General features: G+C 60.4%; 16 protein-coding genes. 8 read left to right on the top strand and 8 right to left on the bottom strand.

Features of this window, described 5'->3' with window-relative positions:
- Positions 1-361: MFS transporter (locus AC6FTP_RS21135; protein ID WP_497208894.1), on the bottom strand; the 361-nt coding region annotated here is incomplete at its 3' end.
- Between the two features lie 99 nt (positions 362-460).
- On the opposite strand from AC6FTP_RS21135, the gene AC6FTP_RS21140 reads away from it, so the two are divergent.
- On the top strand, positions 461-2,314 hold the full coding sequence (locus tag AC6FTP_RS21140; RefSeq protein WP_497208895.1) for a CocE/NonD family hydrolase: 1,854 nt from the start codon (positions 461-463) through the stop codon (positions 2,312-2,314).
- A 4-nt stretch (positions 2,315-2,318) separates the two neighbouring features.
- Here the strand turns inward: AC6FTP_RS21140 and AC6FTP_RS21145 are convergent, their stop codons facing one another.
- Genes AC6FTP_RS21145 through AC6FTP_RS21160 form a run of 4 tightly spaced genes read right to left on the bottom strand, consistent with a single transcriptional unit; the run spans position 2,319 to position 5,814 of the window.
- Positions 2,319-2,891, bottom strand: a complete 573-nt coding sequence (locus AC6FTP_RS21145; RefSeq protein WP_497208896.1) for a PqiC family protein — start codon at positions 2,889-2,891, stop codon at positions 2,319-2,321.
- Positions 2,888-3,898: an MlaD family protein gene (locus AC6FTP_RS21150; protein WP_497208897.1), complete on the bottom strand. Its 1,011-nt coding sequence runs from the start codon at positions 3,896-3,898 to the stop codon at positions 2,888-2,890. The genes AC6FTP_RS21145 and AC6FTP_RS21150 overlap by 4 nt, the downstream gene beginning before the upstream one ends.
- Positions 3,895-4,674: an ABC transporter ATP-binding protein gene (locus AC6FTP_RS21155; protein WP_497208898.1), complete on the bottom strand. Its 780-nt coding sequence runs from the start codon at positions 4,672-4,674 to the stop codon at positions 3,895-3,897. The genes AC6FTP_RS21150 and AC6FTP_RS21155 overlap by 4 nt, the downstream gene beginning before the upstream one ends.
- 6 nt (positions 4,675-4,680) lie before the next feature.
- Positions 4,681-5,814, bottom strand: a complete 1,134-nt coding sequence (locus AC6FTP_RS21160; protein ID WP_497208899.1) for an MlaE family ABC transporter permease — start codon at positions 5,812-5,814, stop codon at positions 4,681-4,683.
- A 152-nt stretch (positions 5,815-5,966) separates the two neighbouring features.
- Between AC6FTP_RS21160 and hemB the strand changes: the two genes are divergently transcribed.
- From hemB to AC6FTP_RS21175, 3 genes are read left to right on the top strand one after another with little or no spacing between them, the layout of a single operon-like run.
- Entirely contained in the window at positions 5,967-6,941 is a 975-nt protein-coding gene (gene hemB / locus AC6FTP_RS21165) for a porphobilinogen synthase (RefSeq protein WP_497208900.1), read from the top strand.
- A gap of 40 nt (positions 6,942-6,981) precedes the next feature.
- Positions 6,982-7,659, top strand: a complete 678-nt coding sequence (locus tag AC6FTP_RS21170; protein ID WP_497208901.1) for a DUF1573 domain-containing protein — start codon at positions 6,982-6,984, stop codon at positions 7,657-7,659.
- Positions 7,656-8,096, top strand: a complete 441-nt coding sequence (locus AC6FTP_RS21175; RefSeq protein ID WP_497208902.1) for a rhodanese-like domain-containing protein — start codon at positions 7,656-7,658, stop codon at positions 8,094-8,096. The genes AC6FTP_RS21170 and AC6FTP_RS21175 overlap by 4 nt, the downstream gene beginning before the upstream one ends.
- A 16-nt stretch (positions 8,097-8,112) precedes the next feature.
- Here AC6FTP_RS21175 and AC6FTP_RS21180 read toward each other — a convergent pair whose 3' ends face one another.
- Both AC6FTP_RS21180 and AC6FTP_RS21185 read right to left on the bottom strand, forming a co-directional pair.
- The gene (locus tag AC6FTP_RS21180; protein ID WP_497208903.1) at positions 8,113-8,823 is read right to left on the bottom strand and encodes a DUF1826 domain-containing protein; all 711 of its coding nucleotides are present in this window, start codon (positions 8,821-8,823) and stop codon (positions 8,113-8,115) included.
- An 11-nt stretch (positions 8,824-8,834) separates the two neighbouring features.
- Positions 8,835-9,782, bottom strand: coding sequence for an efflux RND transporter periplasmic adaptor subunit (locus AC6FTP_RS21185; protein WP_497208904.1), 948 nt, complete (start codon positions 9,780-9,782; stop codon positions 8,835-8,837).
- A gap of 88 nt (positions 9,783-9,870) precedes the next feature.
- Here AC6FTP_RS21185 and AC6FTP_RS21190 point away from each other — a divergent pair, with 88 nt between their 5' ends.
- Entirely contained in the window at positions 9,871-10,899 is a 1,029-nt protein-coding gene (locus AC6FTP_RS21190; RefSeq protein WP_497208905.1) for a Gfo/Idh/MocA family protein, read from the top strand.
- Here AC6FTP_RS21190 and AC6FTP_RS21195 read toward each other — a convergent pair whose 3' ends face one another.
- A complete protein-coding gene (locus AC6FTP_RS21195; RefSeq protein WP_497208906.1) occupies positions 10,900-11,508 on the bottom strand; it encodes a hypothetical protein in 609 nt (202 codons plus the stop codon). It lies immediately after the preceding gene.
- A gap of 144 nt (positions 11,509-11,652) precedes the next feature.
- On the opposite strand from AC6FTP_RS21195, the gene AC6FTP_RS21200 reads away from it, so the two are divergent.
- The 3 genes from AC6FTP_RS21200 to AC6FTP_RS21210 form a co-directional block, all read left to right on the top strand.
- On the top strand, positions 11,653-12,939 hold the full coding sequence (locus tag AC6FTP_RS21200) for a DUF1552 domain-containing protein (protein WP_497208907.1): 1,287 nt from the start codon (positions 11,653-11,655) through the stop codon (positions 12,937-12,939).
- An 85-nt stretch (positions 12,940-13,024) separates the two neighbouring features.
- The gene (locus tag AC6FTP_RS21205; protein ID WP_497208908.1) at positions 13,025-14,368 is read left to right on the top strand and encodes an esterase/lipase family protein; all 1,344 of its coding nucleotides are present in this window, start codon (positions 13,025-13,027) and stop codon (positions 14,366-14,368) included.
- Positions 14,369-14,542: 174 nt separating this feature from the next.
- Positions 14,543-15,151: DUF7133 domain-containing protein (locus tag AC6FTP_RS21210; RefSeq protein WP_497208909.1), on the top strand; the 609-nt coding region annotated here is incomplete at its 3' end.

Below are 15,151 nucleotides of genomic sequence, written 5' to 3' on the forward strand. Positions count from 1 at the left end.
GATGCAGGGTCAGAGCATTCGTGAGTCCATGCCCAGCCATGTAAGTGATGGTGTAGGCGATGAGCACCGGATAGAAGCTGCTGAAATCCTTCAACGTGGACACCCAGTAGAGCAATGCAGCGCCGACCAGATGCAGGACGCCCAGGATACGCTGCGTGGCAAAGAATCGGTCCGCCACAATGCCGACGATGAAAGGCGACACGAGCGCACCCACCGCCGTGGTGCCATACGCGAGTCCGATCTGGCTGCCTTCAAAGCCGAGCTTCGAGAGGTAGGTGCTCATCGCTGAATACCAGGCACCCCAGATGAAGTAATGCAGGAAGACCATGAGCCAGAGGCGGACGAGCAGGAGAGTGGACATGTGTGGGAGCGCCTGTGGCGAACTGACGTAACGGGCGCGGTGATCGCGATCTTCCGTTCGCGAGGAAAGTCACGGGGGTTCGTCCCGTTGGTTCATGCCATGTCAAGCTTCTTCGTTCGCTCATTCCTTCATCTGCTGGCTGCCAGCCTTCTTCTCACCACGGTCCAAGCCCAGTCTCCGGCCAGTGATCTGGTCATCGAAACCAATCTCATGGTGCCGATGCGGGATGGCGTGAAGCTGGCGACGGATGTGTATCAGCCTGCGGGTGATGTGACGAAGCTGCCGGTGATCCTGACGCGCACGCCCTACAACAAGAGCGGCTCGAAGAAGCATGGGGAATACTTTGCCAGTCATGGCTACGTTTTCGTGGCGCAGGATACGCGTGGCCGCTATGCCAGCGAGGGAGTGTGGCATTGGATGACGGATGATGCGCCGGATGGTGTGGACTGCGCAAAGTGGATCATCGCGCAGCCGTGGAGTGATGGGAAGATCGGCATGATCGGCACGAGCTATGTCGGCGGCACGCAGCACGCCATGGCGCTGGCAAAGGCACCCGGACTGGCGACCGTGATTCCGGTGGATGCGGTGTCGAACGGCGGTGTGCAGTCGATGCGCAATGCGGGTGCCTTTGAGATGCGCTTCTGGAACTGGATCATGCTCAATGGCGGGAAGGGGAGCAACGCGGCGCAAGACCCAGGCACGGAAACGGTACTCAAGGAGATGGCGGACAACCGGCTGAGCTACATTGCCAATCTACCGCTGCGCAAAGGAGTCACGCCTCTCAAACTCGCACCGGAATACGAAGACTGGCTGATCAATGCGATGCGTCATGGCGCAAACGATGAGTTCTGGGCGCAGAACAACATCATCGACCACGCCGCCGACTACAAAGACATGCCCGTCTATCTCGTCGGTGGCTGGTATGACTCCTGGGCGGGAAACACGACCACAAATTTCCGCACGCTGACGCCGGTGCTGAAGAGCGATGTGTATTTGATCATGGGGCCGTGGATTCACGGCCAGCAGGCGAAGAGCACGCATGGCATGGCGGACTTCGGTGATGAGGCGGCCATTGCCGATGAACTCGCGTGGCGTCTCGAGTGGTATGATCATACGCTCAAGGGCAACGATAACAGTGTCGGCAAGGCCGCGCCCTTTGCCACCAAGGTGCGCTACTTCACCATGGGCAAAGGGGATGGTCACAAGACAGACAAAGGCCTGCTCTTCCACGGCGGCGAGTGGCACGACTCCAAGGTCTGGCCGCCTGCGGACGTGAAGCCAACGCCGTTCTACTTCGGCAGTGATGGCGCGCTTTCCACGAAGAAGCAGCAGGGCAAGTCGAGCTACACCTTTGATCCGAAACTGCCTGTGCCGACCATCGGTGGCAACATCTCCAGCGGTGATGGCATCATGCTGCAAGGCGCGTGGGATCAGCGCGGCGGACCGCATGTGTGGAACTGGACGCAGCCGCTGCCACTGTCATCGCGGAATGACATCCTCGTTTTCCAAACCGAGCCGCTGAAGGAAGATCTCGAAGTCACCGGCGAACTCGAAGTGAAGCTCTGGGTATCTTCCGACTGCGTGGACACGGACTTCACCGCGAAGCTGGTGGATGTCTATCCGCCGAGCACCGACTGGCCCGGCGGCTTCGATCTCAACATTGCCGATGGCATCTGCCGTGCGCGCTTCCGTGACTCGTTGAAGGAAGAGAAGCTCATGGAGCCTGGGAAGATCTATCCACTCACCGTGTGCCTTTACCCGACGAGCAATGTCTTCAAAAAAGGTCATCGCCTACGGGTGGACATCAGCAGCAGCAACTTCCCGCGCTTCGATGTGAACCCGAATACTGGCGAGCCACTCCAGCAGCACCGCCGCGTGAAGACCGCCATTAACACCATCCATCATGATGCCGATCATCCCTCACACATCCTGCTGCCGGTGATGAAGCGCTGATAGATTAAAGCGACTTCGCAATGACTCTCGCGAGCTGTTCCAACGCTTCGTTCATGGCGGTGATGCGGCCTGTGATGGGGGCCTTGGTTGGCTGGATGGGGATCGCCGTGTTGAAGCTTTGGGATTTCACTTCGCCACCTTCCACCGGCTGGGCTTTCCAACTGCATCGAAGGATAAGATTGCCCGAGGCATCGGGATCAAACTGGGCGATGCGCAGTTCGACGAGGTGGCTGTAGTCGAGTGCGATGAAGTCATCGATGGGCAGGATCGCCCGGGATCCGGTGAGGCGGCGGAGATTGGTGGCAATGACTCGTGCGATGCCGGTGTCGAGCGACTCGGACCAGAGGTGGGAGTCATGTTTTTGAAGCTCGCCTCCGGCATCACGCGTCACGAGTTCTTCACGATCCAGATAGGCAGGCAGGGAAGCGCGGGCGATGGCGACACTGGGGCTTGAAGCTTTGGAACTGCGGTCGGGTACGGTGGGCTCCAAGCGATGGCGCACGGAAGTGTCACGCACGGGCATGAGCAGTGAGCAGGAACTCAGCAGCAGAGGAATCAGCAAAAGGAGGCGCTTCATGGCTTTTGTTCTTTGCCTTTCAGGATGGCGTTGGGGTTGCGCTTCAAGTCATCGGCCAGTTCCTTGATAGCGCGGGCGGCACGCTCGGTTTCCTGGAGCACTGATTGGATGCGAAGGATCAGCGGGCCGCGTGGGTTGGTGATTTTGGCGAGATCGTTCGATGCGGTTTCGATGCTGGTCAGACTGGTGTTGGCTTTGATGGCGACCTTGTCGATGTCGGCCATGATGGGCTCGATCCCTTTGTCCGCCTTGGCGATCAGCGTCTTCAAGTCGATGAGAGCTTCATCCAGCGTGGTGAAGGCGTGGCTGATCTTGTCATTGCTGGTGATGGCGCGAATGTCCTTGGTGATCTCCACGACGTTGTCGTTGATCGCCTTCATGTTCAGCTGCTTGAGCTGGCCTTCGGCGCTGACCAGGACGGTGCGCAGGTCTTTGATCACGCCAGGCAGATCCAGCGCGTTGATCTTCTTCAAGCCATCGGCCACTCCGGCGATGAGTTCATCGATCTCCGTGGGGATGGTGGGCACGGTGGGGTAGTCGGCCTTGCCGGGTCCTGCATACACAAAACCTTCCACGTCGGGCACGATGTCGAACTCGATGTAAAGCATCCCGGTAAGCAGGCTCTGCTGCTTCATGCCCGCGCGCAGGCCTTCCTTCACCGCCTTGGCCACACCGGCTTCGCTGGAAAAGTCGATGGCGCTGCCGGTGGTGGCTCCGACCGATTTCAGCTCCGTCTCAGCCAACTCCACCACCACGGGGATGATCTTGCGATTCTTCTCCCGGTCCACCAGCACGCTGATGGAGGCCACACGGCCGATGCGCACGCCACCGAAGCGCACATCCGAGCCGACCAGCAGGCCGATGGCACTCTTTTCAAAGTGCAGCAGGATGCGGTGGGACTCCTCGAAGTATTTGCCCGCGCCGAAGAGCACGACGGCCACTGCCGCGAGGACGAGACCGACCAGGGTGAAGGCACCGATGAGAGTTGGATTGGCTTTCTTGCTCATGCTTTTTGGGTTTCAGCTCCGCGATTCAGGAAACGACGCACGGTAGGACTCTCGGAGTGGTCCCGGAGTTCAGATGGATTGCCGGTGGCACCCATCGTGCGGGTTTCGGTGTCGAGAAAGACGGAGTTGTTGGCGATGCTGAAGATGCTGGCGAGTTCGTGCGTCACGATGACGACGGTGGAGCCGAGGCTGTCGCGCAGACGCAGGATCAGATCATCGAGCCGGCGTGAACTGAGGGGATCGAGCCCCGCGCCGGGTTCATCGAGGAAGAGGATGTCCGGGTCCAGCGCCATGGCGCGGGCGATGCCTGCGCGTTTGTTCATGCCGCCGCTGAGCTGGCTGGGATAGAAGTCCTCGTAGCCGGAAAGGCCGACGAGCGAGAGCTTGTAGGACACCAGTTCGCGCACGGTTTTTGGCGGCAGCTTGGTGAACTCCTCCAGCGGCATCGCCACATTCTCGGCGAGCGTGAGTGAGGACCACAGCGCACCGGATTGATACATCACGCCGAAGCGGCGGATGAAGCGCTCGCGCTCATCGGGATCGGTGGTGGTGAAGTTGTCGCCATCATAAAAGACGTTGCCTTTCGCCGGCTCGCGCAGGCCGATGAGGTGCTTGAGCAGCGTGCTTTTCCCACAACCGCTGCCGCCCATGATGATGAAGATGTCCTTCGCCTGGATGTCGAAGCTCAGATTGTCCATCACCACGTAGGAGCCATAGGCCATGCGCAGATCACGCACGGAGATCTTGGCGCTGGGAGGATCGGGCAGTGGTGTCATCGCTGGTCAGATGTCGAGGATGGTGAAGATGGCGGCGAACAAGGAGTCAATCACTACCAGTGCCGTGATGGAGGCGACCACCGCGCGCGTGGTGGCCTCGCCGACTGCAGCGGAGGAGTTCCCCGCCATCATGCCTTGCTGGCAGCCGGTGATGGCGATGGCAGCGGCAAAGAAGAAGCTTTTAAAGACACCGAGAGAGGCCGTGGTCATGTCGATGGAAAGCAGCGTTTCATTCCAATACAGCACCGGCGGGATGCCCACCGAGACGCCCACCACCATGCCACCGGCGATGCCGATGATGTTCGAGTAGATGGTCAGGATCGGCAGCATCAGCATCAGCGCGAGCAGACGCGGCAGCACCAGGAAATCAAAGGGGTTCAGGCCAAAGGTGCGCAGCGCGTCGATCTCCTCATTCGCCTTCATGCTGCCGATGTGCGCCGCAAAGGCCGCGCCCGTGCGGCCGCTCATGATGATGCCCGTCATCACCACGCCCATTTCCCGCACCATCGCGATACCCACGAGGTCGGCGACGAAGATGTTCGCGCCGAAGTTCGTGAGCTGCACATTCCCCACGAAGGCCAGGATCAGACCGATGAGGAAGCTGATGAGCGAGACGATGGGCAGCGCCTCCAGTCCGCACTCCTGCACCGTGAGCCAGAAATCACTACGGCGGAAACGCGCGCGCCCCGTGGCGAAGCGCATCAGGGATAGGACAGACTGCCCGACGAACTCGACCGTGCCGCGCACGCCTTCCCAGGCTTTCAGCGTCAGCTTGCCCAGTTGCTTGAGTTCCGAACTCTCATTCGAGTCGTTCTTCGTGTCCCCTTTTTCCGGCACGCCAAGCGCCAGCTCCATCAAGCCGCGCAGATTGTCAGGCAGACCGTCCCAGGCAGGCTTGGCCTCCGCGTCTGCCTGACTGACCGCCCGGACGTGGGCCAGAAGAAAGGCGGGCAGGGTGGAGTCAAACTCGCCCAGAGCCGAGGTGTCATACTTCGTGGGCAAAGTCGCAGGCACCGTGCCCTCCACCGTCACTGGCGATCCATCCCGATGCCAAACACCGGAGAGTTTCAGGGCGACAGCCGATCCTTCCTGGCTCCAGCGAGCAAGGGGTGGGGCGGCGGCGGCAGAGGAGTCACTCAAGGTGTGGCACCTTCCATGACATCAGCACGCAGACAAGGAGGTGTTTTGCTACCTTCCGCAGACCGGCTGGCACCTCCACCACCACGGCATGAGCATCCTCTCTCCGCAGCAGGCTTGCCTGTTCCTGAAGACGGCCTAGCTTCCGGGAGACCATGAACCTGCCCATCCGTCCCCGCCGCAACCGCCAGTCGCCTGCCATCCGTGATCTCGTGCGCGAGACAGAGCTGACGCCGGGGCATCTGATTTATCCGCTCTTTCTTCAGGAAGGGGAGGCGAACACACCCATCGACGCGATGCCGGGCTGCCAGCGCTGGTGCGTGGAGGATCTGGTGAAGGAAGCGGGTGCGGCCCATGCACTCGGGGTGCCGGCGGTGGTGCTCTTCCCGCGCATCCCGGATGATCTCAAGACGCGGGGGGCCGAGGAATGCCACAATGACAAAGGTCTCGTGCCGCGCGCCATCCGAGCTTTGAAAGCCGCTCACCCGACGCTGACGGTCATCACGGATGTGGCGCTGGACCCTTACAACAGCGACGGCCATGACGGCCTCGTCACCGATGACGGGCGCATTTTGAATGATGAAACGGTGGCCGTGCTCAGCCAGCAGGCGCTCTGCCATGCTCGCGCCGGGGCGGACATCGTGTCGCCGAGCGACATGATGGACGGTCGTGTGGGCGCGCTGCGCAAGGCGCTGGACTTCGCCGAGTTCACCGGCGTCTCGATCATGAGTTACACGGCGAAGTATGCCAGCGCCTACTATGGTCCCTTTCGAGGTGCGCTCGATTCAGCGCCGAAGGCGGGCGACAAGAAGACCTACCAGATGGACCCGGCGAACGCTCGCGAGGCGCTGCGTGAAACGGCGCTGGATGAGGCAGAAGGGGCTGACATCCTGATGGTGAAGCCTGCGGGGCCGTATCTGGACATCATCGCCAAGCTCCGTGCGGCCACGACGCTGCCCATCGCGGCGTATCAGGTGAGCGGTGAGTATCTCATGATCAAAGCCGGAGCTGCCACCGGCTGGCTGGATGAGGACAAGCTCGCCCTGGAATCCCTGACCGGCATCCGCCGTGCCGGAGCGGACATGATCCTCACCTACTTTGCCAAGCGGGTGGCCGAGATGATGGCGTGAGTCGTTGACAGCCCTGCCATTCGTCCTGCATCTTTACCCTATGAAGACACTCCCCACCTTCCTTTGTCTCAGCGCCCTCATGCTTGCCTCCGCCAGTGCGGATCTGGTGACGGAGGTGCCGGTCATCGAGCTGAAGCCGAAGCCTGAGGACGAAAGCATCACCACCGAGTTTGTGTTTCACAACAAAGGTACGAAGCCGGTGAAGGTGCTCAAGATCGACAGTGCTTGCAGTTGCCTGAGCGCCTCGCTGGACAAGGCGGTGTATCAGCCAGGGGAAAAAGGCGTGGGCAAGGCGGAGTTCAAGATCTCCAGCTTCATCGGACGTCATGAGAAGAGCGTGCATGTGCAGACGGATGATCCGGCGCAGTCGGAATGGGTGGTGACGTTTGTCATCGAGGTGCCCGAGATCATCAAGATCGAGCCCAAGACGCTGCAATGGTGGCTGGGTGATTCAGCCGAACCCAAGGTCACCCGCGTGACGATGCAGGGCAGCGAGCCGATGAAGATCACCCGCATCAGCTCGACGCGGGAGCAGGTGGAGTTCTCCTTCAAGGAGATCACGCCGGGCAAGGAATACGAAGTCACGGTAAAGCCCAAATCGACCGCTGAAGTCATGCTCGGTGCGCTGAAGATCGAGACGGACAGCAAGATTCCGAAGTATCAGCGCCAGCTCTCCTTCTTCTCGGTCTATCGGAAGCCTGCCAGTGTGAATCCATGAAGCTGGCGCTGATCCAGGCATTGCTTCTCACCCTGCTCGCCGCAGTGGTGGCGGCTGCCGCTTTTCAGTTTCACCCGCGCGCCCCGGCTCTGTATTTGGTGGAGGAGCCGCTGAAGGCCGATGAGGTGGGTCTGAAGGAAATCCAGCAGCGCTGGCAAGGGGATGTCATCTGGCTGGATGCGCGCCCGCGAGATCAATTCGATGCCGGGCACATCCCCGGTGCGCGTTTGCTCAATGAGCAGGGCTTTGAAGCGCAACTGCTGGAGATGCTGGACACGCTGCAAGCCACGACGAAGCCCATCATCATCTACTGCGGCGGCCAGAAGTGCGAGGCCAGCCGTCATGTGCGCGAGAAGCTGCTCTCGATGGTTCCTGTGGAGGCTTGCTTCATCCTCAAAGGCGGCTGGCCGACATGGCAGGCAGGGCAGGGGAAGTAGGTCCGCACCTGCGAGCTTAACTGATCAGCAGCAGTCTCGGTGGATCACCGGGGAGTGTTTTGGGGCCACGGTGAATGCAGGGCGGCACAGGGCAGCCGGGATACGCCACGGCAATGCGCCAGAGATTGCCCTGGCCAAAGACAAAGGGCCGGGCCTCCCCGATGGGCGCGTAGTGAAGATCGAAACAGTTGTCACTCAGATGCTCGCGGAAGCCCTCGTCATCCTCGCCGCCGAAGAGGCTGAGCAGTTCGGCGCGAGTTTCGGGGATGTCCACCCGCCGGACGGCTTCTTCATTTCGCAGGCCTTCGCTCGAGGGTCCGTGGTAAGTGCAGAGCCAGGTATCCGCCTCCACCGTGGCGCTATCCACATGAAAGGAGCACACATCGGTGGGCACGGGGCCTGGGTCTGCGTCATGGATGTAGCCATTGATGCAATCCAGAATGGGGTCCAGATGGCGTTCCCGAAGCAGGCGCAGATCTTCGAGGAGAACCTCGACGGCCACTTTGCCCGCTTCGCTCAGTGGCAGGGCTCGGAGTTGGTCCTCCTCCAGCGCCGTGGTTCCCTCCCGAGTTTCCAGGTGAGACATGATTTCTGCAAAGTTGCCCGGAAGCTCGCGCTCCCAGCACAGGGCATTGACTCCATTCTCAAAGGGAGTCGTGGCCAGCTCATGGAAACTCGACACCCGCTGGATGCGTGGATAGTCGGCTGGAAGGGAAAACTCAGGCATGGCTGAAGCGGTCACCTCTCCCCAATGAAGACATCCACCTGCTGGCCGACGTAGAGGCTTTTGCCCGCAGGCACTTTCAAGCGGTAGATCACTTGCAGCACCCGGGTGTCCACGCGCTCGTTGCTGGCTCCGGTGAGGGACTGCTTGGGAATGACGAAGGGGTCGATCCGCTCGAAGGTTAGGTCGTAGGCGGTGACACTGTCGCCCTTGAGATAGGCCTTGGCGGGCATGTCGGCGCGTACAGACATGGCGTTTTGTTCATCCACGTCGGCGCGCACTTGCAGGGTGTCCACCTCACCGAGGATGATGGCGGGCAGCTTGTTCTGCGGGGAGGCGTATTCACCGGCGCGGATGTTCACCTGAAGGATGGTGCCGTCACGCGGCGCACGGACGGTCATGCGGTCGATGAGCAGCTTTGTCTGCTTCACGGCGGCGTGGGCGGCGGCGAGCTGGGCCTGGGACTGCGCGGACTGGGCTTTGGCGACGGTGACATCGTTGGTGCGGTTGCGCAGGTCATCCTGGGTGATGGCGCGCTGGTCGGACACGGACTTCAGGCGGTCCAGCATGTCCTGCTGCTTCGCAAGTTGAGCGAGGGCGATGTCGAGATTGGCCTGGTTCACGGCGATGGCAGCCTCGTGATTGATGAGCTCTGCCTGGAGCTCGCGGTCATCGAGCTGGAGGAGCGCGTCACCCTTCTTCACCTTCTGCCAGACTTTGACCAAAACGTCCGTGGTCAGAGCTGGAGAGGGCGGACCGATGCTGACGTTTTCATCCACGGACTCGAGGATGCCGGTGGCGGCCACGCCTTTGGCAAAAGGTTTCTCCGGGGGCTTCACGGGCGGCGGGGTGATGGGAGTCTCCTGCGCGCGGATGACAGCCATGACCTGGGTCATTTGCCACACGCCAACGACGGCAAGCGCGATGCTGCCGTAGCGGACGAGATTGGGGACGATGTTCACGGGGCGTGATACGCGGCTGATCACGTTTTGGCAACGAAGGAGAAGCTCGCACTTCCCCTTCACGGCCTTTTGTGGCAGGAAGGCCGCCATGAACGAAGACACTCCCATCCGCATCGGCATCGTCGGCGCAGGCGGCATCGTGAAGCAGCGGCATCTGCCCGGCCTGCGCGCCCTGCCCAACATCCAGATCACCGCCGTGGCGAACTCGACGCTGGCGAGTGCGGAGGCTTTTTGTGCTGAATTTGCGCCGGAGGCCAGGGCCCACGCGCGCTGGGAGGACGTGGTGGACAATGACAACATCGACATCGTCTGGGTGGGTGCGCATCCACACCTGCATCGGGACGCGACCTGCTTTGGGCTGGACTGTGGGAAACATGTCTTCACCCAGGCGCGCATGGCGGCCACGCTGGAGCAGGCCGAGCGCATGTGGGAGTCCTCGCTGCGCTTCCCCGATCTCGTCACCGGCATCTGCCCGGCTCCGCATGGCCTGAAGGGCGGGGAGATGGTGAAAAAACTGCTCGCCGAGGGGGCCATCGGCACGCCCTTCCACGCCGTGCTGCACAGCTTCAGTGCCTCGTGGCTCGATGCCACGCAGCCAGCCCATTGGCGGCAAAAGGTAGAGGTCAGTGGCATCCAGATTTTGACCCTCGGCATCTACATCGAGGTGCTGCAACGCTGGCTCGGGCACATCGTCGAAGTGGAGGCACGCGGCAATGTCGTCATCCCCGAACGTCAGGGCTATGTGGTGGAAACGCCCGACTTCGTGAATGTGCTGGCTCGCTTCCGCAGTGGTCTCGAAGCGACGCTGATGTTCAGTGGCGTGGCTGCTCATGCACCGACGGACAAGCTTTGGATCTACGGCAGCGCCGGGATGCTGAGCTATGACTTCAACACGGATGAGATCACGCTCGGCAAACCCGGCTCCACCGCTGAAGGCATCCCTGTGCCGAGCGAGATGCAACGCGACTGGACCGTGGAGCGCGACTTCATCCAGGCTGTGCGCGATCCGCAGGCTCCGCGTCCGAAGCCCGATTTCACCGAAGGCGTCTGCTACATGCGCGTCGTCGATGCCGTGTGGGAGGCGATGGAAACCAGCGCCGCCGCGAAGTGCGCCTGATCAGTCGCGACCGAGCAACTTCTTCACCTGTTCTTCCGTGTAGGCCGGGTCTTTCGACTGCTCGGGTAGCTCGATGATGCGCGGTCCCCGGTTCTGTTTCTGACTCTTCGTCCCCTCCCGGTTCATCGTCGTTTTAAAAACATCATCGCCATCACGGGACATCTTGGAGCCCTCGCGCGCTGTCTGACTGCCAAACGGGCTCTGCTTTGTGCCGAAGGTCGTGTCGGCAAAGGCAGGCACCTTGTCCCGCTCCGTCAGCGCTTTCTTACCCATCCAGTTCTTGTCATCGGCTTCGGAGAAAGTCTGCGTCTTGAATTGATCCGCCTTGAAGGACTTCACCCCGTTGAAGTCCTGAAGACCACCCGCCTTCTTTCGGCTGAGCCAGCCAGCGCTTCCCTCTTTTCCCTTCGAGAGCATGGCGGTGGCGGCCTTGTCATACTGACTGCGGAATCGTGCGTCTTTGGAGTTGCTGCCCTCTTTCATCGCCTTCAAGCCATGGCTGAAGCGCTCGCCCATCTTCATGTCAGCCAGCGATTTTTCCTTCCTGCGCGACGACGATCCGCAACTGCAAAGCGCAGCCAGAACGAGGGCGGTGAAGATTAATCTCATTACTCCGAGCAAACTCCAAACCGTCCACAAAGGCAAGTCTCGCGACAGTCTCGTGGGAGGTGGATGTGGGGCTGACTCCCCCCCTTCGCCAAACATTCCCTGTCAGACAAGCGTACTCCGGCTCGTTTCAGCCTGCCCAGAGACATGAACATCGCCACCAAACGCCACCTCGACCGTCGTGCCTTTCTGCGCGGCACCGGCACCGTGCTCAGCCTGCCATTTTTGGAGGCCATGCTGCCCGCCTTTGCCACCCGCGCCCAGACCGCCGCAGGTCAGCCGCCGCCGCGTTTCCTGGCCATGTGCGCCACGCTCGGCTTTCACACGCCGTTTTTGTTTCCTCAGGAAACCGGAGCGGACTACATGCCTACGCCTTACCTGGAGCCGCTGAAGTCGCTAAAGGGAGATTTCTCGGTCATCTCCGGCCTCCAGCATGAGGAGCAAAATGGTGCGAACGGGCACACCTCCGAAATGACCTGGCTCACTTCATCGAAGCATCCGGGGCTCGCTGGATTCAAGAACACGATCTCCATCGATCAGTTCATCGCCGAGCGCATCGGCACACAGACGCGGTTTCCGAGTCTCGTGCTCGGCACCGGCAGTGATTCACTCTCCTGGTCTGCCAGTGGCGTGCCGCTGCCAGCGGAGAGTTCGCCTTCGAAGGCGTTCCAGCAGCTTTTTGTGGATGGCACGAAAGAGGAAGTCGCGGCTCAGGTGCGCGGCTTGAAACGTGGGCGCAGCATTCTCGACACCGTGATGGGGCAGGCGAAAAAACTGCACAACGAGCTCGGCAAACGCGACCAGGAAAAGCTCGACGAATACTTCTCCGCCGTGCGGGACCTCGAAGGCCGTCTCGTGCAGAACGAAGACTGGGTGCAGAAGCCCAAGCCCAAAGTCGATGCCAAGCCTCCCACCGACATTCAGAGCCGCACCGATGCCATCGGGAAGATGAAGCTCATGCAGGATCTCCTCGTGCTCGCGCTGCAAACAGACAGCACCCGCGCCGTCACGCTTCGTCTCAGCGGCATGAATGCCGTGCCCGAGATCGAAGGCGTGAAGAACGACTGGCACAATCTCTCCCATCACGGCCAGGACCCCGCGAAGATCGACGAACTGAAAGTCATCGAGACGGCCGAGTTCACCGCCTTTGCCGACTTCCTCACGAAGCTGAAGAACACCCAGGACCATGGCCGCCCGCTGCTGGACAGCACCGCCGTCCTTTTTGGCTCGAACCTTGGCAACGCCAGCGCCCACAGCACCGCGAACCTTCCCCTCATCCTCGCTGGCGGCGGTTACAAGCATGGTCGCCACATCGCCATCGACAAAGAGAAGCACGTCTTCTCCAATCTCTTCGTCTCGCTGGCTCAGCGCATGGGCGTGGAGACAGACAAGTTCGGCTTCAGCACAGGCGTGCTCGACATCAACCAAGTCTAGGTCTCAAAAGGCCGCCGCCTGTCATAGATTAGGCTTTTAACTTGCTTGGCCAACTGTTTAGATGGTTTCCCACGCTTATTTTATTATGCCTAATCCACTCATCCTCATTCACGGCTATTCTGACAAAGGAGATTCCTTCCAGACCTGGAAGCAAAAACTGGCTGCCAAAGGCCATCCGGCCAATCTGATCCATATCGTCACCTATGAGTCATTGACGGACGAGGTCACGATCAAAGACATCGCCGAGGGCTTTGATCGTGCCCTTCGGCTCAAGGCTGCCATCAAAGACGATCAGGATTTCGATGTCATCGTGCATTCCACGGGCATGCTGGTCATCCGATGCTGGCTCACCACCTATCCACAGCGGCGCAGCCGGTTGAAGCGCATCATCGGTCTGGCACCTGCCACTTTTGGCTCTCCCCTTGCTCATACTGGGCGCAGTACGCTAGGAGCGCTCTTCAAGGGCAATAAATCTCTGGGGGCTGACTTCCTCGAAGCGGGGAAAGAGGTGCTCTATGGTCTCGAACTGGGCAGCAAATTCACCTGGGATCTTGCCCACCTGGATTTGATCGGCAGCAAGCCCTTCTACGGGCCGGATGCCGACACGCCTTACGCCTTTGTGTTCTGCGGCAACAAAGCCTACGGCGGCCTTCGCCGTCTGGTGAACAAACCGGGCACGGACGGCACGGTGCGCCTTGCGGGTTGTGCACTCAACACGCGAAAAATTAGCATCGACCTGACCCAGCCCCCGATGGATGGCCCCATCCCTCAGCGCATCAAGATGGAGAAGTGGTCAAACATCAACCTGCCTGTTCACCTCGTGCCCGACTTGAATCATGGCAGCATCGTCGAAGACCCTCCTGAGAATCTGGTCGCGCGGGTGCACGCCGCCTTGCAGGTCAGTTCCCTTGGGGAATTCAATCAGTGGAACACGGACACCGCTGCTCTCTTCAGCAATGACACCCGCGAGACTCCCAAGTTCCAGCAGTTCGTGATCCGGGCTGTCGATGAGCGTGGCGATGGCATCCAGGACTACAATCTCCAGCTGCTGACCAAGAACGCCCAGGGCAGAATGATCGAAATCAACGGCTTTGACCTGGATGTGCATGTCTATTCGCGAGATCAAAGCCTGCGCTGCTTCCATGTGGATCTTGATGCGCTCAAGGTCGATGGGCTGAAGAATCTGTTTGTCCAGGTCATCGCCAACACTGGCAGTCGTCTCGTGGGCTACCTCGGCTACGACAGCGAAGCCAACCTGATTTCCAAACCCGATGCTGCACTTCAAACAGTGACGCTCGACATCACCGCTGTGCTGGAACGGCAAAACTTCACCCTCTTTCAAGCCTTCACCACCACGCTCGTGGAGATCAAGTTTAACCGTGAGCCGCTGCCAGTGAACAAAGCCAACGATGTTTGCTGGTTCATCTAGGCCGGGCTGAACGTCTGAAGTTCCTGGGCCGCAGAGGAAAGCTTCAAGCTTTTCTATGCGGCCATTTCATCTTTAACAATGCATGGTGATATGTACGACCGGACAAGTCTCCACCAGCACCAGGCTGGGCGCTACAACCGGGCGATGGCTGGCGTATGTGTGCTCATGCGTTTGATGGTTCTTCTCTCATGTCTCAGTTCGGCGGCCCTGGCTCTCACGGTGGAGGAGGCGGGGAAGATCGCGCCGCTGCCGGAGATCGTGAAAGGCGGCGGCGTGGTCTTTACGGATCTGAATGAGGATGGGCATGAGGACCTGATCGTCTCGAATGCGCAGGGCTATGGAGTCTTCCTTTTTAATCCGGTGGAGAAGAAGAATGTGCAGTGGGATCGCGGCTGGTCGAATGTGCTGCGCGAGGGGAAGGCGGGGGATGCGAATGCACTGCCGCTGCTGGAAGGGGCGGTGTTTCGAGATGGGGGGCTGACCTCGGCAGATGGGAAGAAGCGGGTGACGCGGGAGGAACTGCTGCGCGTGCCAGGGCCGGCTCCGAAGTCGCCGGAGGAGTCGCTCAAAACCATGCGGGTGAAGCCGGGTTATGAGATCGGGTTGGTGGCGCAGGAGCCTCTGGTGCAGGACCCGGTGTTCATCGACTGGGATGAGAAAGGCCGCGCCTGGGTGGTGGAGATGGGGGACTACCCTTTTGCTCCCGGCGAGAAGACGAACGATGGCAAAGTCGGGCAGGGGAAGGTCTCGGATCTTCAGACGGGCCGCATCAAGATCCTGGAA

Source organism: Prosthecobacter sp. (assembly GCF_044378005.1).
Taxonomy (GTDB): domain Bacteria; phylum Verrucomicrobiota; class Verrucomicrobiia; order Verrucomicrobiales; family Verrucomicrobiaceae; genus Prosthecobacter.

Bases quoted from the DNA above. Each gene is read 5' to 3' on its own strand.
- hemB (WP_497208900.1), top strand. From the start codon at position 5,967: ATGAACCTGCCCATCCGTCCCCGCCGCAACCGCCAGTCGCCTGCCATC.
- AC6FTP_RS21140 (WP_497208895.1), top strand. From the start codon at position 461: ATGTCAAGCTTCTTCGTTCGCTCATTCCTTCATCTGCTGGCTGCCAGC.
- AC6FTP_RS21200 (WP_497208907.1), top strand. From the start codon at position 11,653: ATGAACATCGCCACCAAACGCCACCTCGACCGTCGTGCCTTTCTGCGC.
- AC6FTP_RS21190 (WP_497208905.1), top strand. From the start codon at position 9,871: ATGAACGAAGACACTCCCATCCGCATCGGCATCGTCGGCGCAGGCGGC.
- AC6FTP_RS21145 (WP_497208896.1), bottom strand. From the start codon at position 2,891: ATGAAGCGCCTCCTTTTGCTGATTCCTCTGCTGCTGAGTTCCTGCTCA.
- AC6FTP_RS21170 (WP_497208901.1), top strand. From the start codon at position 6,982: ATGAAGACACTCCCCACCTTCCTTTGTCTCAGCGCCCTCATGCTTGCC.
- AC6FTP_RS21180 (WP_497208903.1), bottom strand. From the start codon at position 8,823: ATGCCTGAGTTTTCCCTTCCAGCCGACTATCCACGCATCCAGCGGGTG.
- AC6FTP_RS21205 (WP_497208908.1), top strand. From the start codon at position 13,025: ATGCCTAATCCACTCATCCTCATTCACGGCTATTCTGACAAAGGAGAT.
- AC6FTP_RS21195 (WP_497208906.1), bottom strand. From the start codon at position 11,508: ATGAGATTAATCTTCACCGCCCTCGTTCTGGCTGCGCTTTGCAGTTGC.
- AC6FTP_RS21175 (WP_497208902.1), top strand. From the start codon at position 7,656: ATGAAGCTGGCGCTGATCCAGGCATTGCTTCTCACCCTGCTCGCCGCA.
- AC6FTP_RS21150 (WP_497208897.1), bottom strand. From the start codon at position 3,898: ATGAGCAAGAAAGCCAATCCAACTCTCATCGGTGCCTTCACCCTGGTC.
- AC6FTP_RS21155 (WP_497208898.1), bottom strand. From the start codon at position 4,674: ATGACACCACTGCCCGATCCTCCCAGCGCCAAGATCTCCGTGCGTGAT.